This is a genomic window from Vogesella sp. (assembly GCF_046297735.1).
Classification (GTDB): Bacteria; Pseudomonadota; Gammaproteobacteria; order Burkholderiales; family Chromobacteriaceae; genus Vogesella; species Vogesella urethralis.
On the sequence record NZ_JBKBHK010000022.1, the window covers coordinates 1 to 18,805 of the forward strand.

Here is an 18,805-nt window from a genome sequence, read left to right on the forward strand (position 1 = left end):
TGGCCAGCATCAGCCTGGCGGCCAACATCACCGCCGACGACGTGATCAACGCCGCAGAAGCCGGCCAGCAGATTCCGGTAACCGGTACGGTAGGCGGCGACGTGAAGGTAGGCGACACCGTCACCCTGACCGTCAACAACAAGGCCTACACCGGCACCGTACAAGCGGGTAACACCTTCAGCATCAACGTGGCCGGCAGCGACCTGGCCGCCGACGCCGACAAGGTGATCGACGCCAAAGTGACCACCACCGATGCGGCCGGCAACAGCACCACCGCCACCGACACCGAGGGTTACAGCGTCGACACCGGCGCACCGAGCGTGGTGGTGGACATCGTGGACGCCGCGCTGAACGTGGCCGACAAGGTATCGAACGTCACCTTCACCTTCAGCGAAGCCCCGGTAGGCTTTACCGCGGCCGACCTGACCGTCAGCGGCGGCACCCTGAGCAACCTGGTGCAAAGCAGCAGCGATCCTAAAGTGTGGACCGCCACCTTTACCGCGACCGATGGCTTCACCGGCACCGCCAGCGTGACCGTGAACGCGGGCAGCTACACCGACGCCGCCGGCAACCCGGGCAGCGCCGGCAGCGACACCGTCGCCGTCGACACCGCCGCACCGGTGGCCAGCATCACCCTGGACGCCAACATCACCCCCGACGACGTGCTCAACGCGGCCGAGTCCAAACAGGACATCGCCGTCACCGGTACCGTTGGTGGCGACGTGAAGGTGGGCGACACCGTCACCCTGACCGTCAACAACAAGGCCTACACCGGCACCGTACAAGCGGGTAACACCTTCAGCATCAACGTGGCCGGCAGCGACCTGGCCGCCGACGCCGACAAGGTGATCGACGCCAAAGTGACCACCACCGATGCGGCCGGCAACAGCACCACCGCCACCGACACCGAGGGCTACAAGGTAGATACCACTGCGCCGTCGCTGGTGATTACCTCGAACGATGGCACTTTGTCGTCGGGTGAAACCGTGACGCTGACCTTTACCTTCAGTGAGGCTGTCACCGGTTTTACGGCCAGTGATGTCGCCATTACGGGTGGCACATTGAATGCTGCGACATTGGCTACGGCTGACGGTGGCAAAACCTGGACTGCTACCATGACGCAGAGCGGTACTGCCCAGCCGGTGGTGACGGTGAGTAATGGCAGCTATACCGACCTGGCTGGCAACGCAGGTACCGGTAATAGCCTGACGCTGAATAATGCGCCGGATGCAATCGATGACAAGTACGTCATGACCACGCTGACCAGCAAGTACTGGGGTTATCGTGAGGGGACGGACGGTGGCAACCTGACTTCTATTGCCCAGGTGGAAACCTTTGCCAAGAACAATGCCGCGACAGCCACGTTCCAGACCAATGCGCTGAATTTTGGTGAAACTGCCATCAGTAACAACCTGGGTACCACCGGCAACCTGGCGACCTTCCTGGGTGGCAGCGGCAGCAATCTGCAGACGACGGCCAACTACACCACTACATCTGATGCCATTGTGCAGATGACTGGCAAAGTGAACCTAGCTGCAGGTACTTATAACTTCCGCGTTTATGCTGATGACGGTTTCGTTATTCGCATCAATGGTCAGGAAGTGGGTAAGTTCGACGGTATTCAGTCGCCTACCTCACGCGAGTTCGCCACCTTTACCATTACTCAGGGCGGTGAGCAGAATATCGAGATCTTCTACTGGGATCAGGGTGGTAATGCCGTATTCAAGGCAGAACTCCGTCCTGAGGGCGGCGCTTACCAGGTGCTGGCCGTCAATTCGCAGTATGGCACTGGCCCGCTGATCACGATGGAAGACACCGCGCTGACTATCGAGCCTGCCAGCTTGCTGGGTAACGACAAGGATCAGAATGGCGATACGCTGCAGATCTTGTCGGTTCAGAATCCGACCAATGGCACGGTAGCCCTGGTCAACGGCAAGGTGGTGTTTACGCCTGCGGCCAACTTCAATGGGGATGCTACCTTTACCTACACCGTGTCCGATGGCAAGGGCGGTACCGATACCGCTACCGTTACTGTCAAGGTCAATCCGGTAGCTGACGCGCCAGTGGTTACTGCCACCACAGTTGCCGTCTCGGAGGAGGGCCTGGCCGGTGGCTTGGCAGATAGCACGGGTAACCCGAGCGACACTACCAACAGCAAGACGGCAACCGGTACCATGTCGATTGTCGATCCGGACGGCGATGCCATTAGCAGCGTAGTGCTTGTTGCACCGACTACGGCGCTGACCAGTGCTGGTCAGACCGTGACCTGGAGCGGCAGTAATACCAATACACTGACCGCGACGGCGGGAGGCCAGACTGTAGCGACCATTACCATCGATAATAGCGGCAAGTACACGGTTAACCTGTTGAAGGCAATCGATCACCCCAGTGGTAATGGCGAGAATGTGCTGTCGTTGAACGTGGGCGTGAAAGCTACCGCCGGTGGGGTAGCGACTACCGGTACGCTGACTGTCAACGTGGAAGATGATGCTCCGGCAGTTGTGGCCAGCCAGGATGCCAACATCGCGATGACCAACACCAATCTGCTGATCACGCTGGATGTGTCCGGCTCGATGGCTACGACCGATGGCGTGGGCGGTCAGACCCGTCTGCAAAGTGCCATTGCCTCGATCAAGACCTTGCTCGACCGCTATGACGAGTTTGGCGATGTGCGAGTCAGTCTGGTGAAATTTGGTGGCGATACCGAAACCGCACAGATGGGTACGGCCTGGCTGACCATCAGCCAAGCCAAGACGCTGCTGGATACGCTGACAACGGGTGGTGGTACCAACTACGATGCCGCACTGAATGCCACCATGACTGCGTTCAATACCACCGGCAAGCTGAGTAATGCCCAGAATGTGGCCTACTTCTTTACCGATGGCGTACCGACGTTCGGCAGTGGCAGCAATAGCAGCCTGACGGGTACCCAAAACGGTAATGGTGGCTCGCCGGATGGTGTGGACTCCGGTATCCAGGCCAGTGAAGAAGCGATCTGGAAGGACTTCCTGCTGGCAAATCAGATCAAGTCGTTTGCGGTTGGCATGGGTTCAGGCATCACCGACACGACGTACCTCAATCCGATCGCTTACGATGCGCAGTCCGGCGTCGATACCAATGGTGTCCGTGTCTCGTCGTTCGACCAGCTTGATAATGTGCTGGGTTCGACAGTACAGGCGCCGGTAGGCGGCCAGCTGGTAAGCGGTGGCCTGTTGTCCGGTATGGTCGGTGCTGATGGCGGGGCTTATATCGCCTCGGTACTGGTGAATGGCCGCAGCTATCTGTTTAACGGTACTGCCCAGACTGGCGGCGTATTTGATGCCACTACCAAAACCTGGACCATCACCACTGCTAATAACGGTAAGTTCATTGTGGATATGGATGCCGGTACCTACAGTTACAAGGCACCGGATACCCTTAACAGCTCGTCCGTTACCGAGACGATGAACTTCACCGTGTCTGATCGTGATGGCGATACCCAGTCGTCGGTAGTCAACGTATACGTCGACAAGACTAACGTCACTATCGGTACCACGGCAGGTGAAACCCTCACCGGGACTGCCGCGCCTGACCTGATTCTGGGGCGCGATGGTAATGACATCATCGATGGTGCTGCCGGCAACGATAAGCTGTATGGTGCCGATGGTGCTGATACCTTGCGTGGCGGTGCTGGAAACGACTTGTTGGATGGCGGTACTGGTAACGACACGCTGATTGGCGGTGCCGGCAACGATACCCTGACTGGTGGTCTGGGTGTGGATACCTTCCAATGGAACCTCGCAGACCGTGGCACTGCGGGCACGCCGGCGCAAGATACCATCACCGACTTCAAGACCGGTGTCGGTGGCGATGTGCTGGACCTGCGTGATCTGCTGCAGGGTGAGAACAGCAGTAACCTCACCCAGTACCTGCACTTTACTGCCAGCGGTAACGACACGCTGGTACAGATCAGCAGCAGTGGTGCTTTTAACAGCACGGCCAGCAATGCGGCGGCGGTGACCGATCAGACTATCCTGCTGAAGGATGTGCAGATGAGCAGCCTGGGCAGTACCGATCAACAGGTCATTACTGAGTTGCTGAAGAACAACTTGAAGACCGACCTGTAAGCACTGCTGCGCTGGCTTTGGCCGGCCCGGCCACCCGGCCCCCGTTTGCTTCGGCAGACGGGGGCCGTTTTGTTAGGGCAATCCGTGTTGACTGTACCAATCAGCACACAGCATGACCCTGCGCTTCGATATAGTGGAACGGCAATTGCTATACTGGTCCCATCGTTTGCCGGAGCAATGCTGTGGATAACTTACCGATGTGGGATGGCCTGGCGCTAGGTTCCCACTTTCAGCCCATATATAGCCTGGCTCACCGCCGTACCGTGGGTATGGAGGCGCTGTTGCGCGCCACCGAACAGGGGAGCGCGTTGAGCCCCCCGCAGGTATATCAGCGTTACATCCGCCGTGACGAGCGCGCTGCGATGGACTTGGCAGTGGTACGTGCGCATTGCGAGCAGTTTGTGCTTGCACCGGCTGCGCAGCACTGGCTGTTTCTCAATATTGATGCCGTCACCCTTGCTGACCTGAGTTTTGTGCAGCAGTTGCAGCAGATCATTGCCGATTCCGGTATTCCACCGCAGTTGATTGTGCTGGAAGTACTGGAGCAAGCACTAGAGCTGGATGCAGGCTTGCTGGAAGGCGTGGCTTTGCTGCGCGAACAAGGCTGCTTGCTGGCCATCGACGATTTTGGTGTCGGTCACTCCAACCTCGATCGCGTGTGTAGCCTGGAGCCGGACTTCATCAAGTTTGACCGCCACTTGCTACGCAGTGCCGTCAACCAGCAGCGTACGCGCACACTGTTGTCGCGCTTGGTGCGTCTTATGCACGAAATTGGTGCATTGGTGGTGGTGGAGGGGGTAGAGAGCGAATCGGACGTCGTCGTGGCGCTGGATTCCGGTTGTGATTTGGTGCAGGGCTATTATGTGGCGCGCCCCGCTGCAGTGCCTGAGCGTGACGAGCAGATCACCCCGCGGCTGGACGCCAAGTGGGACGAGCTGATGAACCGCGAGCTGCTGCGCCGCAAGCTTAACCGTCGCCAGCTAGAGCTGTCGCGCCAGGCCTTTGTGCAGACCGCCATCGCGCTGATGCAGGGTAACGAGTTCAGGTTGGCCGCACAGCCAATGCTGAACCTGCCAGACGTGATTCGCTGCTTCTTGCTGGACCAGGAAGGTCGCCAACTGGGCCGTAATCTGAATGTGCGCGAATTGTCCGAGGTTAACCGCTTGCGCTTTGCCCCGCTGGAAGACACCACCGGGGCCGTGTGGTCGCGCCGTAGTTACTTTCAGCACGCTATCGACCAGCCTGGTGTGCTGTACATGAGCGAGCCCTATCTGTCGATGACTGACACCCGAACCTGCGTCACGCTGTCGATGGCGATCGAAATCGACGAACAGATGCACGTTCTGTGTTCGGACGTCATGTTGCCGAAATAGTCGCTGTTGTCTGGCCATTTGAAAAACCCCCTGTGCGCGCGCAACAGGGGGTTTTGCATGATGGCATGCTTACGGCACGATAATCGGCTCAAACAGCGTCACCACACGCTGTACTCCGGCAGTACGGGCCGCAACCTGGGCTGCAGCCTCACCTTCGGCATCACTGACCAGGCCTAGCAGATAGACCACACCACGTTCAGTGACGACCTTGATGGCATTGGGCGGGTAGCCCTGGCCTTCCAGCAAGCGAGTGCGTACTTTGGTGGTGAGCCAGGTATCGTTGTTGCGGTTGGCCAGCGTACTGGCTGGCGCCACTATCAGGTGGTTGTAGACACGGCGCACATTGGGGATGCCGCGCACAGCAAGTTCAACTGCGGCTTTCTGGTTTTCGTCTACCACTTCGCCAGTCAGCAGCACTGCACGATTGTAGCTAGTCACATTGACGTGGCTACCAGCAAAACGCTCGCTCAGTTGGCGGGTTGCCTTCAGTTCTATGCTCTGGTCTTCCACGTAGGTGCCGCTGGTACGACGATCGGTGGCGACCATGGCGCTGGCGGCTACGCCGCCGGCTACCAGCGGGAAGCAGGCGCTAAGGTTGGCCGCCAGCAGGGTGGCAAGGGTCAGGGCGGTAAGGCGGGATGTCATTCAGTCTCCTCCCAGTAGCATGTAGTCGATGGCGTCGCATAGCGCGTGAATCACCAGCAAATGGATTTCCTGTACGCGGGCGGCGCGCGTCACCGGCACGTTGAGGTGCAGGTCTTCGGGGGACAGGATTTCAGCTACCTGCCCGCCATCATTGCCGGTGAGGGCGATCACGCCCATGCCGCGCTCATGCGCGGCGTAGATGGCTTCCACGATATTGGCCGAGTTGCCCGAGCTGCTGATGACCAGCAGCAAATCGTTATGGTGGCCGATGGCCCGCACCTGTTTGGAGTAGATCAGGTCAAACTCGTAGTTATTGCCGATAGCGGTGAGTGCCGGGCTGTCGTTAGACAGAGACAGCGCGGCCAGACCCGGGCGTTCTTTCTCGAAATGTCCCAGCATATTGGTGACGAAGTGGTGACCCACGGCAGCGCCGCCGCCGTTGCCGCAGCACAGGATCTTGCCTTCGTTCATCAGGCTGGCAACCAGTCGCTCGGCTGCCACGGCAATGGCCGGGGCCAGCTCGTCCATCACCAGCTGCTGGGTCGCGATGCTCTCGCGGAAGTGCCCGCTGGCGCGATCAATCAAATCCATGGTACGTCCTTGTTGCACTGCCAGCCGGTGGCTAGCTGATGATGTTTTTTAACCAGACGGGTGGTGCGTCGCCGTCAAACAGTACCGCGTCAAAGCGGCAACGGCTGGCGCCGCCCTGCTGGCTTAGGTAGAGGTTGGCCGCAGCTTGCAGCTTGCGACATTTGTCGGCACCGATGCTGGCGGCTGCACCGCCGAAGCGGGCATCGTGGCGGGCACGTACTTCTACAAATACGCGGTAGCTACCATCCTGCATGATGAGGTCGATTTCGCCGAAGCGACATTGCCAATTGCGTGCCAGCAGGGTCAGCCCCTGCTGCTCCAGGTAACGGCAAGCCCGTGCTTCGAACTCGCTGCCCCGGCTGCGGCTCATCACTCGGCCCCGATCACGCTGCTAGGTAGCTCGCGCTGTACTACCCAGCTCTTGCCGATGCGCAGGTCGCCGCTGACGCCGCCCAGGCGGATTTGTGCCGGATTCTTGTTGCTGGCCAGCGCCAGGCCCAGACGATAGGCATCCACTCCCAGTGCGTACAGCCTTTCGGTAGCCTTGTTCATCGGCGTAGACGGGCGGGCAATCTGCCGGGTTTCCGGATGGTTGGGAATCAGGAACCATGGCATGTCAACCAGCCGCAGCCCGTTCAATACCGGGCTGGGGTGGCGCACATTGGCCAGCGAGGTAGCGTAAACCGGCATCTCGGTGGCCAGCAGAGCGCGAGTGGCTTCTACTTCTTTGGTGTCCAGCGCCAGAAAAACGCTGTCACTGGCCGATAGTGCTGCTTGCAAGCTGCCACCATCGGGGGTGGTGATGTCCAGCTCGCGCACGGCGGCTTTGTTCTTGCTGCGCCATTCTTCTGCGAATGCCTGGCGCAAGCGTTGCGACAGGTTGTCCTTGTTGAACAGCACCAAAGGCTGCTGATGGCCGTCATCACGCATCATGCGGGCAATCTGCTGCGCTTCGGTTTCCACCGCAACAGACAGGCTCCACACCTTGCTACCGGCAGGCGGCGCCTTGTCCAGCGTGTTCAGTACCAAAGTCGGCAGCTTGCTACTGGCTGCAAGGTTGGCCGCACCCAGGCGAGTCAGTGGTCCGATAATGAAGCTGGCGCCATTTGCCACCAGCTGCTGATAAGCCTTTGCTGGCTGGCTGTCGTCGTCCATCGCCACTACGCTGATGTCGGCACTGCCATCGGCAGCCGCAGCGGCATCAAAGCCGGCTTTCACTACCTGGGCAGCTTCGCCGAACTGCGGCGAGTTCAGCGGCAGCATCAGCCCCAGATGCACCGTACGCACTTTTGCCGCAGCAGTCGGCACCGGTTTCGGTACGGCGGCCGCTGGCACTTGTGCTGCTGCCGGCACGGGGGCAGATACCGCGCGCGCAGGACTGCCACTTGCCAGCGGCGCTTGATTTTGCTGAAGAATGTAGCCCGGCGATTGGGCAATCGCTACACTGGCCGCCATTAAGACGGCAGAGCCGGACAACCAGGGAGCCAAAACGTGCAGACAGCGCTTGATCACTTGATGAATTCTGCTCGGGAAACATTTGTCGACAGGGCATTATATGTGGTGGCCACGCCCATTGGAAACCTGGCGGATGTGACCGTGCGTGCCATTGCCGGGTTCCACGCTGCCGATATCATTCTGGCCGAAGACACACGGGTAACGGGCAGCTTGCTGTCGGCCTACGGTATCAGCAAAAAGCTGGTGAGCCTGCGCGAGCACAACGAGCGCGAAATGGCGGCCAACGTGATCCGCTGGATCGAAGAGGGCAAGATAGTACTGCAGGTGTCCGACGCCGGTACGCCGGGTATTTCCGACCCCGGCGCACGGTTGGCGCAGGCGGTGTGGGCTGCAGGCTTGCGCGTGGTACCGGTGGTGGGCGCTTCAGCGGTGATCGGGGCCCTGTCTGCTTGCGGGCTGGATACCGGCCGCTTCCTGTTCAATGGCTTTCTGCCACCCAAGAGCGCGGCGCGGTGCAAGACGCTGCAGCAATGGGCACAGGCCGATTACGCGGTGGTGTGCTACGAGGCGCCACACCGCATCCTCGACTGTGTGGCTGATGTGGTGGCTACGCTGGGCGCCGATCGTCCGGTGGTACTGGCCCGTGAGCTTACCAAAACTTTCGAGACCTTTCTGCGCCTGCCCGCCGGCGAGTTGCTGGCGCGTATCCAGGCCGATAGCAACCAGCAGCGCGGTGAGTGCGTGCTGGTGATCGATGCCGCACCGCTGCAAGAGACCGACGCCGAACTACCCGCCGCCGCTGTCGCCTTGCTGACCGAATTGGCAGCTGTTTTGCCTACCAAGCAGGCGGCCGGCATTGTGGCGGCGCACTATGATCTGAACAAGAAACAACTGTACGACCTGGCTTTACAACTAAAACAGGCACAATGATGTTTACAAGCGGGTGATGGGGCTCTATAATCCGACACCTGAATTTTCTCGCCCGGGTGGCGAAATTGGTAGACGCAGGGGACTCAAAATCCCCCGCCGCAAGGCGTGCCGGTTCGAGTCCGGCCCCGGGCACCACGAGAAAGTCCAGCAACATCCCAAGCAGTCCATGAAACCCGCACAGCACAAGGCTCTGCGGGTTTTTGTTTTGGCGCCAGGCTAACGTGCCTGTCGAGAGCCCATGGCTGTGTGGCGACGCATTTATAACTTTTGGTGTGATGATTTATTGCATTATTATTGCAGAATGATGATATTTATTCTCGTCAATGACTGATCAGTAGGTTTTTCTTGCCTTTTGCCGATGCCGTGAAATAGTGAATTAGGTCGTAAGCCTTATCGATATCTGTAACTGTTCCCGGACCTGCCGCGTTGCCTCATGAAGCTTATCGACACTCACTTGCATCTTGATGCTCCCGAATTTGCCGCTGCGCCTGCCCGGTTTTGGCAACAGGCGCAGGCGGTGGGCGTGCAGCATGCCATTATTCCGGCAGTGTCAGCCTCGGGATTTGACACCGCATTGCGTCTAGGCCGTGAGCTAGGTCTGGATGTGGCGCTGGGCTTGCACCCCTTGTATCTGGCACAGCATCACGATAGCCATTTAGCGGTGCTGGAAGCACATCTGGCCGCTGGCGATGCGGTGGCAGTAGGGGAGTGCGGACTGGACTTTTTTGTATCCGAGCTTGATCCGCAGCGGCAAGAAGCGCTGTTGTTGGCGCAATTGAAGCTGGCGCGACGTTTTGACTTGCCGGTGATTCTGCATGTGCGTCGCTCGCAGGACCGTGTGCTGAAGTGCTTGCGTCAGGTGCGCGTACGCGGCGGTATTGCTCATGCCTTTAATGGCAGCGAGCAGCAAGCACAAGCATTTATCGATCTGGGGTTCTGTCTGGGGTTTGGTGGTGCGATGACCTACCAGGGTTCGCAACGCATCCGTCGGCTTGCGGCCAACTTGCCATTGTCTGCCTTGGTGCTAGAGACCGACGGGCCGGATATTCCCCCCGAGTGGGCTCAGGCTGAGGTGAATGCACCGCAAAACTTGCCACGTATCGCCCAGGTTTTGGCTCAGCTGCGTCAGCAGCCCTTAGCAGAGGTGGTGGAAGCGTGTGCCAATAATGCCTGCCGAGTGATCCCCCGTTTGCGCAGCTGCACCTCTTTCAATTAAGGAACCCCGATGAAAAACTTGACCGTGGTGGCCCGCATCGGCTTGGGCTTTGGCTTTATGCTGTTGGTGATGCTGCTTATTGCTGCCAGTGGATTGCTGGCGGTGGCTACCATCGGTGCCAGTCTTGACCAACTGGTGAATCGTACGCTGGCTTTTAGCGATCATATCCAGACGGTGCGTGCCGAAGTGGGCAATTTGCGCCGTTATGAGAAGGACTTGTTCCTTAATCTGGATAGCGTCGACAAACGCCAGGACTATCTGGAAAAGTGGCGCAGCACAGTCAGCAAGACCCGCCAGCATCTGGCCAGTGCCGCCGAATCGGGTGATGCCGCAGACGGCCAGGCTATTAAGGCGCTGGGTGAGGCTTTGACGCGCTACGAACAGGGGTTTGTACAGGTGCACCAACTGATTGAGGCGGGTGGTCTACAAACACCTCAGCAGGCCAATCAGGCTTTGGAGCCGTTAAAGGAATCGGTACGCAGTATGGAGGGGACGACGCGCAGCTTGGTGGAAAAGTCCAAAGCCGAGGCCATGGCACGCCAACAAGCTGTGCAGGAGGATATGGCGGCGGCCAAACTGAGTATGTGGGGGCTAGGTGCCCTGGGTCTATGCGTGGGGGCGCTGGCTGCGGTATTGATTGCCTTGTCGATTCGCCGGCCTTTACTGCACATTACCCGCTTGGCAGAGCAATTGGCACAATCGCGAGACCTGACGTTGGCGATGCCGGACTTTGGCCGTAATGAGCTAGGCCGTACTGCCAAGGCGCTGAACCATCTTATCGTCACCGTGCGCGAGCTGATTCGTGAGTCGCATGCGCATTCTGCCCGCCTGGTAGACGCCTCGGACCAGTTGGCCGCTGCCAGTCATGCCATTCATGCTGCCGCTGTCGGTCAGTCCAACGCGGCATCAGCCAGTGCTTCTGCGGTAGAGCAGCTTACTGTTAGCGTGAGTATGATGGCCGACAATGCTCAAGGTGTGTCACAGCAGGCGAAGCAGACGTCTGATGAGGCTGAAACCGGCAGTCAGATGGCAGTCCAGGCTGTCGGACAGATCGAGTATATTGCCAGCAGTATTGCAGAGACATCTCATACCATCGATAGCCTGAACCAGCGTTCGGATGAGATTGGCACTATCGTGAAGGTGATTCGTGATATTGCTGATCAGACCAATTTGCTGGCGCTCAATGCTGCTATCGAAGCAGCCAGGGCAGGTGAGACCGGTCGCGGTTTTGCCGTTGTGGCAGACGAAGTACGCAAATTGGCGGAACGTACCAGCCAGGCGACGACCGAGATATCCAGCCGTATTGCCGGGGTACAACGTGATACGCAGCAGGCTTTCCAGAACATGCAGCAAGCCAATCAGCTGGTACAGAATGGTGTTGCTGGTACCCAGCAAGTGGCAGAGTCGCTGCAACGCATTTTCCAGTCGTCGTTTGAGTCGCAAGCCAAGGTAGCAGAGATGGCGACTGCCATCCAGGAGCAGCGCGTGGCCAGTACTGAAATCGCACAGAATATGGAGCAGATTGCCCAGATGAACGATCAGACCCGGCTGATTGTGTCATCAGCGACCGAGCTTGCAGCCAGGCTGAAACAGCAGTCACAAGAGCTGGATGGCAGTATTACCCGCTTTCAGGTTTAAGGGAGAGGTTTGCACGCCAAGATAGCGAGCATACGTGCCATGCGAGTAGGTTGTGTACTGGGCCGTTTGCTTGTTGAAAAACAAAGCCCCTGCTTGTTTGGCAAGCAGGGGCGGTTTACTTCTGGTGCTGACTTACTTGCCGGCAGGCGCAGCCGGCGGTGTGCGCTTAATGGCTGTAGTGCCTGCTGGCTTGGCCGGAGTGACGGCTTTGGCTGCTGGCTTGGGGCCGATAGCGCGCGGGGTCAGATCTTGCACGACTACGGCAACACGGCGGTTAAGCGGGTCATTTGCTGCTTTGCCCGGCAGCGGCAGGCTGCTACCACGACCTACGCTATCCAGTTTGCCGGCCTCGACACCTTTGGCAACAAGGTAATCGTATACGCTGCGAGCGCGTTGTTCGGACAGCGACTGATTAAGGGTTGCAGACCCGGTACTGTCGGTGTGACCTTCGATCAGGAAGCGTTTTTGTGCCAGTTGCGGCATGCGCATGGTGCTAGCCAGCTGATCCAGCAGCGGCAGGCTTTCACTGCGGATTCGGGCAGAGTTCAGGTCAAACTGAACCTGAATGTTGACGGTAACATCGCTTGGGCTGATCAGCGGTGCAGTGTTGGCTGTGATCGGAGCTACCGTAGTGCTGTCTGCAACATTAAACGAGCGTGCCGCAATCTTGCTGGTATCTAGCGGTGTCGGAGCAACGTAGTCGGTGGGGCAGCTCGGTGCTGTGGTATCCACTTCCTTGTTGCTGCCATCGTCTTGCGGTTTCAGCTGCATGGTTTCCATCAGGCGGCCGGACTCGCCCAGTACGCGGTATACAGCAAGTTGCTGATTGAGTTCGGCATTCAGCAGTTCGCGACGCGCTTCGAAGAGTTCGTTCTCGCTGTCTAGCATGTCCAGCAGGGTACGTTGGCCGATATCGAACTGCTTGCGATAGGCATCGCGTGCCTTCTCGGTAGACAGTTGATGCTGGCGCAGCGACTCCAGCTGGCTGCTGATGCGCACCGTGTCGTTGAATGCAATCGACACTTGCTGTCGCATATCGCGGCAAGCTTTGATGCCGAGGGCTTCGGCTTCGTCACGGCGCTCGGTGGCCGATGCCAGACGGGCACGATCGGCACCGCCACGATACAGGTTCATGCTGACAACCAGTTCGACCGCCTGCTCGTCAGTACGGCCCTTGACGCCATCCTTATTGTGGGTGCCGGATTTATTGGCACGCAGATCCAGCGTGGGAGAAAATGCACCGCGGCGGACGTCGATTTCAGCTTCGGCAGCGCGGTAGAAGGCACGTGCAGCCTGCAGGCTGGGGTTGTAGCGGTCAGCTACAACCATCACATTGTTGGCTGCCGGTACCAGGCCCATATTCAGGCTGGGCAGTTTCAGTTCGTTAGGCGGTGCTTCGCCGGTAATGCGGGCGTAGCGGGCAGAGACATCATTAAGGTTGGATAGCTCGTTCACCAGATTGGACTCGGCCAGCGCCAGACGGCCGGCGATCTGCTCCAGATCGACACGACGGCCAACGCCTTGCGTTACCCGCTGCAGAATCTGCTCGTAGATGCCTTTGTGGATGGCATAGTTCTCTTCGGCAATGCCCACCAGCTTGCTATAACGTACGACGTCCATGAAGGCACGCACGGCTTCCAGGCCTTGCTGCTCGGCAGTAGCAAGGTATTCGTAGTAGCGGGCGCGGCTGGTATAGTCCAGTTGTTTAACCTGGTTGGTGGTAATGAAACCGCTAAACAGGTTCTGGTTTACTGCCAAGGTGTAGCCGCGGCGGGTAAAGTCTTCTTTGACGCTGCCACCTGTAGTGGTGGGCGTTTTGTTATTCTCGCGGGCAACCGCGTAGTTAAGGTCTACACTGGGCAAGAAACCCGCACGGGCAACGCCTTGCTCTTCTACGCTAGAGCGGAAGGTGTGCCACTTCATGCGAACTTCCGCATTGTTTTTCAGGGTCTGTTCGACAGCGTCTTTCAGTTCCAGTGCCTGGCTAGTCAGTGGCATCGCCAAGGCCAGCAGTGCTGCCAGCGTGGCGCCAGTGATGCGTTTTGAGCGGAAGTTCATAAGAGCCTCATGAATACAGTGATGAGTGACCGGTGTATTATTAACTTATGTTTCTAAGTATTTTAAATAAAAGCTTTATGTTGTGTATTGTCGGAAGTGGCTGTAGCGATGTCAAGTCAAACATAGTAAATCGGGATGACTTGCTATAGGCTTGTTGCATTGCAAGACGGGAGCATTAATGGCGTTTCCATGTCATCCGTTTGGGCTGCTGGCCCGATTTCGCTGCCATCGCGCCTGGCTCGCCATCTTTTTGCTGCTGGCGGCACTGGCGGTGGCAGAATTGCCGCTGGACCGGGTACAGCAATTGTATGGTGGTCAAGCGGTACGTATCTATCGGGACTGGCAGCAGTTGCTGGTGGGTTTGCGTCGCGAGAGTAATGAGCTGAATCAGTTACGCGACGTGAATCAGTTCTTTAACCAGCGTTATCAATTTGTTGACGATATCGACTTGTGGAAGCAAAGCGATTATTGGGCCACTCCGCTCGAAAGTATGGCGCGCGGCGGTGGGGATTGCGAGGACTTCACCATTGCCAAGTATTTTACCTTGCGCGAGTTGGGCGTGGCGCCGCAAAAGTTGCGACTTACTTATGTCAAGGCCAGGTTGGGTGGGCCTTCCAGCACGGTGACCCAAGCGCACATGGTGCTGGCGTATTACCCTAGCCCGACTGCTGAACCGCTTATTCTGGACAATCTGATTGCTTCGATCCGCCCAGCGTCCCAGCGTAACGACTTGCAGCCAGTGTTCAGCTTTAATGCTGATGGTATCTGGGTGGGAGGTGGCCCTAACCCCAATTCCAGCGTCGACCGCCTGACCCGCTGGCGACAACTCATCGACAAAATGAAAGCCGAAGGCTTTGTTTCCTGAGAGATGCCATGAAACGCGTTTCCCTTATACAACAATTATGGATGCTGGTGATTGCAGCTGTGGTGCTGGCAGCGGCTGGCAGCCTCACTGCCAACCTGTTTAATGCGCGCGATTACATGCAGCAGCAGTTGGCCGCGCAGAGTGCTGATGCGGCCAACTCGCTGGCCTTGCTGATTACACAGAACCGTGCCGACCCTGTCATGGGCGAGACGCTGATCAATGCCGCCTTCGACCAAGGCCACTTCCGCCAGGTGCGCTGGGTGGATGCTCGCGGGCAGGTGATGGTGCAGCGGGTGAATGCGCAGCGCCTTGGCACTTCTCCGGCTTGGTTTCAGCAAGTGTTTACCCTGACGCCGTCGCCAGCGCGTGCCATGGTCAGCAGTGGCTGGATGCAGGCCGGTTACATCGAAGTAGAGAGTGAGGCGAGCTACGCTTACAACGCACTGTGGCGCGGTGCGCTGAATGTATCGTTCTGGGTGCTGCTGGCGGGCCTGCTGGTGGGGGGGATAGGTTCTATTGGTGTGGGTACCATCCGCCGTCAGCTGCTTGCCGTTGTCAATCAGGCCAAATCTATCACCCAGCGTCGCTTCGTTACCATCCCAGAGCCACGTGGCCCGGAAATGGGGAGATTGGCGCAAGCCATGAATGCCATGGTGATGCGGGTCAAGGCCATGTTCGAAGAGGAGGCCGCCAGGCTGGAGTCGCTGCGTCGTGAAATCAACTTCGATAAGGTCACCGGGCTGGCCAATCGCGGCTTTTTCATGGGGCGCCTTGGGGCGGAGCTGGCCGAGCGGGACAAAAGTGGCCGTACGCTGCTACTGATGCGCATAGAGGGTTTGGCCGAACTGAATGCCCAAATGGGGCGACCGCTAACCGATGAAATGCTGTCACAGTTCGGAGCCATGCTGCGTAATCAGGAACGATTCGGCCTGGAGAGCATGGCCTCGCGTCTGAATGGTGCCGATTTTGCCCTGTTGCTGTCTACCGTTCACGCCGACCAGCCGCGTCTGATTGCCTTGCACAACGAGTTGGCCGCCATGCTGGGCAGTTTTGCGGCACGTACGGTAGGGCTAGCCATGGCGGCTACTGATCTGCGTGATGGTGACAGTATTCGGGACATCATGTCGCGGCTGGATACAGCGCTGGCTTTGTCCACAGCAGTGGGGGGGGTTCGGGTCGCATTTGCCGAGGATGGTGTAGGCAAACCGCAGACGCTTACTGCGGACGGCTGGGCCACTCTGCTGGATGAGGCGCTGGCGGGCAAGCACCTCAAGCTGGTACGTTTTGCCGTGCGCAATGCCGAGGCCGGCATGCTGCACGAAGAAGCACCGCTGCGGATGTTAAGCGGCGAGGAGTGGCTGCCGGCCGGCCAGTTCATGCCGATGGCCATCCGCACCCGCCGTGTGGCGGCGTTGGACTTGGCGGCAGTCGAGCTGGCCTTGGCGCAGTTGGCCGCAGAGCCCTCGTGTACCGGCATTGCTGTCAATCTGGCGGCCGAGTCGCTGGAGGACGATCGCTTCGTGGTGCGGCTAGTGGCGCTGATTCGTAGCCAGCGCGCCGCGGCTGGCCGTTTGTGGCTGGAAATGGCTGAAGCGGGCATTGTGCCGCGCTTTGATCGCTTCCGCGGTCTGTGTCTGGCCGTGGCCGATTTGCCCTGCAAGGTAGGCATCGAGCACTTTGGTCGCCAGTTCAGCCTGATTGGCCAGCTACACGATCTGGGCATCGATTACCTGAAGATTGATGGCAGCTTTGTACAGCAGATCGACCAGGAAGACGGCAATCAAGCCTTTCTCAAAGGTGTATGCAATATTGCCCACAATATCGGGCTTGGCGTGGTGGCAGAGGGTGTGCGTACCGAGGCCGAGCGCGATATGTTGCTGTCGCTGGGTTTCGATGGCGTGACCGGCCCTGGCATCAAGTAAGCATGGCTGGTGCGGGGTTTGAAGCCCGCATTGGCAGACCAACCCCGTTTGCATGGTAAACGGGGTTGGTCATGTTGGCAGCCTGCATGGGAAGGCGGTTTGATAACGATGGTACGTGGTACGCAACTGTGCTGTGGCTCGGCGCATTTGTCTGTGGCGACGTGTGTCGGTGTGTCGTGGCGTTGGCCCGTGTAGCTGAGCGATCAAGCGCGCATCTGATAGTGTCCATCAGCGTGCTGTATTGCGCTTTGTGATCATCAGCGTTCATGTTTTGCTGCCTGCAAAAAAACACCCCCGGTAGGGTTTCCGGGGGTGTTTCGTTGGCTACCCACTGCAGGGTAGCGGCAGGGGGCAGTTAGCTCTGCTGGATACCAGCCACCAGCCACTTGCCATTGCTGGCATCGTCCTTCACGTAGTGCCAGGTCTCGCTAAAGGCCACGGCAGGTGCGCCTACGGTCTCGCTCACCATGCCACTGAAGCGCACGCTGGCAACCATACGGCTGTTTTCTACCGTGGCTTCAATCACCTGGCAGTCCAGCTGCGGAAAGTCTGCCGGCTCCGTGTTGGCCGCAATGTCTTCTTTCAGCGCACTAAACAGGTCTGGCGTCATGTACTTGCGTACTTCCTCCAGGCTATCGGCCGAGTTCAGGTTCTGCAGGTGCAGGAAGGTTGCCTTGGCCTGGCGCAGGAAGTGCGGTACCTCGGTGCCATCCGGCAGGCGCTGCAGCGACATCGGCGGCGGGGTGATGCCACCACCACCAAAAGCCGGTTGTTGGGACGAGCCGATCGGCGGGATACCACCGGCCGGAGCCGGCTGGAAGTGGGTCGGCTGCGTTTGCAGCGGCGGGGCGCGGCGAGCAGCTTGCTGACCGGCAGCGCGGCGACGCAGGAAGGCCAGCAGCGCTAGGCCTGCCAGCGAACCACCAATCACGGCCAGCCACGGGAAGCCACCATCTTCATCACCCATGGCGGAACCCAGCAGGTAACCAGCTGCAGCACCGGCTGCACCAGCGGCTACCATGCCGCCCACGCCAGAACCACTGCCTTGCGGCGCAGCTTGTGTCGGTGCTTTGCCTGGTGCGGCTTGCGGTTGCTGGAAGCTTTGGGTCGGTGTGGCGCGCTGCATGCCAGCGTTTTTGCCTTTGCCTACACGTGCGGCTTCGGCAATCGGCGCGGCCAGCACGGCAATGAGGGAGAGGGCCAGTAAGGACGTCTTCGCTCGAGAAATCATGGTTTCAGTCTCCGGTAGATGTGCCGACACTGAGGGTCGGCTGGTGTTTCGACAAGGCGAAACGCAGCTTAGTTCTGGGCGGGTGTGATTATTTCAAGTACGCAGGCTAGTTGGCCCTGCACGGTAAAGCGTACGTCGCAGTCCGCCAGGCGGATGCCGTATACGCGTGCCGGGTCGTCCTGGTAGGCCGGGCGCGGGTCTTGCGCCAGCACCTCGTCGATCAGTGCGGCCAACCATGACGGTGCCTGCGGCCAGGCGTGCAGATCGGCCAGCGCCTTGGGCTGCCATTGCACCGATAGCTGCGGTGGCGGCCCGTCGACAAAGCCGCCACGCGCCTCGGGCTTGGCTTCCACAAACGGAATATACGGCTTGATGTCCAGCACCGGGGTACCGTCCAGCAGGTCGGCACCGCCCAGATGCAGGGTGACGCCGTTGCGGGTATCGATGTCCTTCAGTGCTACCAGCGACAGGCCCAAACTGTTGGGGCGATGGGTGGCGCGGCTGGCAAACACGCCTACCTTGCTGTTGCCGCCCAGCCGCGGCGGGCGTACCAGCGGCTGCCAGCCACGGGCCAGGGTTTCGTGGAAGACGAAGGTGAGCCAGACGTGCGAGAACGCGTCCAGGCCACGCACGCAGTCGGGCTGGTTGTAGGGGGGGTGCAGGACAAGGCTGACCGGTGCCGACGGCGCCAGCGCCGGCTGGCGCGGGATGCCGAATTTTTCCTGGTACGGCGAACGGATGGTGCCGATAGGTTCGAGGGTGTAGTGCATGCCCC

14 protein-coding genes and 1 tRNA gene are annotated in these 18,805 nt (G+C 59.1%); 8 read left to right on the plus strand and 7 right to left on the minus strand.

The window, feature by feature from the left end; genetic code table 11:
• On the plus strand, positions 1-4,106 hold a 4,106-nt coding region (locus ACK4FZ_RS16515), incomplete at its 5' end, for a beta strand repeat-containing protein (RefSeq protein WP_409822823.1).
• A 182-nt stretch (positions 4,107-4,288) separates the two neighbouring features.
• Complete coding sequence (locus tag ACK4FZ_RS16520; protein WP_409822826.1) at positions 4,289-5,479, plus strand: EAL domain-containing protein; 1,191 nt, start codon at positions 4,289-4,291, stop codon at positions 5,477-5,479.
• A 69-nt stretch (positions 5,480-5,548) separates the two neighbouring features.
• Here ACK4FZ_RS16520 and ACK4FZ_RS16525 read toward each other — a convergent pair whose 3' ends face one another.
• From ACK4FZ_RS16525 to ACK4FZ_RS16540, 4 genes are read right to left on the minus strand one after another with little or no spacing between them, the layout of a single operon-like run.
• Positions 5,549-6,124, minus strand: coding sequence for a BON domain-containing protein (locus tag ACK4FZ_RS16525; protein WP_409822829.1), 576 nt, complete (start codon positions 6,122-6,124; stop codon positions 5,549-5,551).
• The gene (locus ACK4FZ_RS16530) at positions 6,125-6,715 is read right to left on the minus strand and encodes an SIS domain-containing protein (protein WP_409822832.1); all 591 of its coding nucleotides are present in this window, start codon (positions 6,713-6,715) and stop codon (positions 6,125-6,127) included.
• Between the two features lie 31 nt (positions 6,716-6,746).
• Positions 6,747-7,085: a YraN family protein gene (locus tag ACK4FZ_RS16535; protein ID WP_409822835.1), complete on the minus strand. Its 339-nt coding sequence runs from the start codon at positions 7,083-7,085 to the stop codon at positions 6,747-6,749.
• Entirely contained in the window at positions 7,085-8,050 is a 966-nt protein-coding gene (locus ACK4FZ_RS16540; RefSeq protein ID WP_409822837.1) for a penicillin-binding protein activator, read from the minus strand. The genes ACK4FZ_RS16535 and ACK4FZ_RS16540 overlap by 1 nt, the downstream gene beginning before the upstream one ends.
• A 180-nt stretch (positions 8,051-8,230) precedes the next feature.
• On the opposite strand from ACK4FZ_RS16540, the gene rsmI reads away from it, so the two are divergent.
• From rsmI to ACK4FZ_RS16560, 4 genes are all read left to right on the plus strand, one after another.
• Complete coding sequence (gene rsmI, locus ACK4FZ_RS16545; protein WP_409822839.1) at positions 8,231-9,100, plus strand: 16S rRNA (cytidine(1402)-2'-O)-methyltransferase; 870 nt, start codon at positions 8,231-8,233, stop codon at positions 9,098-9,100.
• Between the two features lie 50 nt (positions 9,101-9,150).
• A tRNA-Leu gene (locus ACK4FZ_RS16550) sits at positions 9,151-9,235 on the plus strand.
• Between the two features lie 298 nt (positions 9,236-9,533).
• Positions 9,534-10,316, plus strand: coding sequence for a TatD family hydrolase (locus tag ACK4FZ_RS16555; protein WP_409822842.1), 783 nt, complete (start codon positions 9,534-9,536; stop codon positions 10,314-10,316).
• Positions 10,317-10,325: 9 nt separating this feature from the next.
• Positions 10,326-11,954, plus strand: coding sequence for a methyl-accepting chemotaxis protein (locus tag ACK4FZ_RS16560; protein WP_409822844.1), 1,629 nt, complete (start codon positions 10,326-10,328; stop codon positions 11,952-11,954).
• A gap of 132 nt (positions 11,955-12,086) precedes the next feature.
• Here ACK4FZ_RS16560 and ACK4FZ_RS16565 read toward each other — a convergent pair whose 3' ends face one another.
• Positions 12,087-14,012, minus strand: a complete 1,926-nt coding sequence (locus ACK4FZ_RS16565; RefSeq protein ID WP_409822847.1) for a TolC family outer membrane protein — start codon at positions 14,010-14,012, stop codon at positions 12,087-12,089.
• 178 nt (positions 14,013-14,190) lie between these two features.
• Here ACK4FZ_RS16565 and ACK4FZ_RS16570 point away from each other — a divergent pair, with 178 nt between their 5' ends.
• Positions 14,191-14,877: a transglutaminase-like cysteine peptidase gene (locus tag ACK4FZ_RS16570; RefSeq protein ID WP_409822850.1), complete on the plus strand. Its 687-nt coding sequence runs from the start codon at positions 14,191-14,193 to the stop codon at positions 14,875-14,877.
• An 8-nt stretch (positions 14,878-14,885) separates the two neighbouring features.
• Entirely contained in the window at positions 14,886-16,799 is a 1,914-nt protein-coding gene (locus tag ACK4FZ_RS16575; protein WP_409822853.1) for an EAL domain-containing protein, read from the plus strand.
• A gap of 355 nt (positions 16,800-17,154) precedes the next feature.
• On the opposite strand, the gene ACK4FZ_RS16580 is transcribed toward ACK4FZ_RS16575, so the two are convergent.
• Both ACK4FZ_RS16580 and tsaA read right to left on the minus strand, forming a co-directional pair.
• Entirely contained in the window at positions 17,155-18,030 is an 876-nt protein-coding gene (locus tag ACK4FZ_RS16580) for a Tim44 domain-containing protein (protein WP_409822856.1), read from the minus strand.
• A gap of 68 nt (positions 18,031-18,098) precedes the next feature.
• The gene (gene tsaA, locus ACK4FZ_RS16585) at positions 18,099-18,800 is read right to left on the minus strand and encodes a tRNA (N6-threonylcarbamoyladenosine(37)-N6)-methyltransferase TrmO (protein ID WP_409822858.1); all 702 of its coding nucleotides are present in this window, start codon (positions 18,798-18,800) and stop codon (positions 18,099-18,101) included.
• Positions 18,801-18,805: the final 5 nt, after the last annotated feature.

What these genes read in the sequence shown, in the direction of transcription:
- ACK4FZ_RS16535 (WP_409822835.1), bottom strand. Translation starts at nt 7,085, where the DNA reads ATGAGCCGCAGCCGGGGCAGCGAGTTCGAAGCACGGGCTTGCCGTTAC.
- ACK4FZ_RS16565 (WP_409822847.1), bottom strand. Translation starts at nt 14,012, where the DNA reads ATGAACTTCCGCTCAAAACGCATCACTGGCGCCACGCTGGCAGCACTG.
- ACK4FZ_RS16555 (WP_409822842.1), top strand. Translation starts at nt 9,534, where the DNA reads ATGAAGCTTATCGACACTCACTTGCATCTTGATGCTCCCGAATTTGCC.
- ACK4FZ_RS16530 (WP_409822832.1), bottom strand. Translation starts at nt 6,715, where the DNA reads ATGGATTTGATTGATCGCGCCAGCGGGCACTTCCGCGAGAGCATCGCG.
- ACK4FZ_RS16575 (WP_409822853.1), top strand. Translation starts at nt 14,886, where the DNA reads ATGAAACGCGTTTCCCTTATACAACAATTATGGATGCTGGTGATTGCA.
- rsmI (WP_409822839.1), top strand. Translation starts at nt 8,231, where the DNA reads ATGAATTCTGCTCGGGAAACATTTGTCGACAGGGCATTATATGTGGTG.
- ACK4FZ_RS16525 (WP_409822829.1), bottom strand. Translation starts at nt 6,124, where the DNA reads ATGACATCCCGCCTTACCGCCCTGACCCTTGCCACCCTGCTGGCGGCC.
- ACK4FZ_RS16560 (WP_409822844.1), top strand. Translation starts at nt 10,326, where the DNA reads ATGAAAAACTTGACCGTGGTGGCCCGCATCGGCTTGGGCTTTGGCTTT.
- ACK4FZ_RS16570 (WP_409822850.1), top strand. Translation starts at nt 14,191, where the DNA reads ATGGCGTTTCCATGTCATCCGTTTGGGCTGCTGGCCCGATTTCGCTGC.
- tsaA (WP_409822858.1), bottom strand. Translation starts at nt 18,800, where the DNA reads ATGCACTACACCCTCGAACCTATCGGCACCATCCGTTCGCCGTACCAG.
- ACK4FZ_RS16580 (WP_409822856.1), bottom strand. Translation starts at nt 18,030, where the DNA reads ATGATTTCTCGAGCGAAGACGTCCTTACTGGCCCTCTCCCTCATTGCC.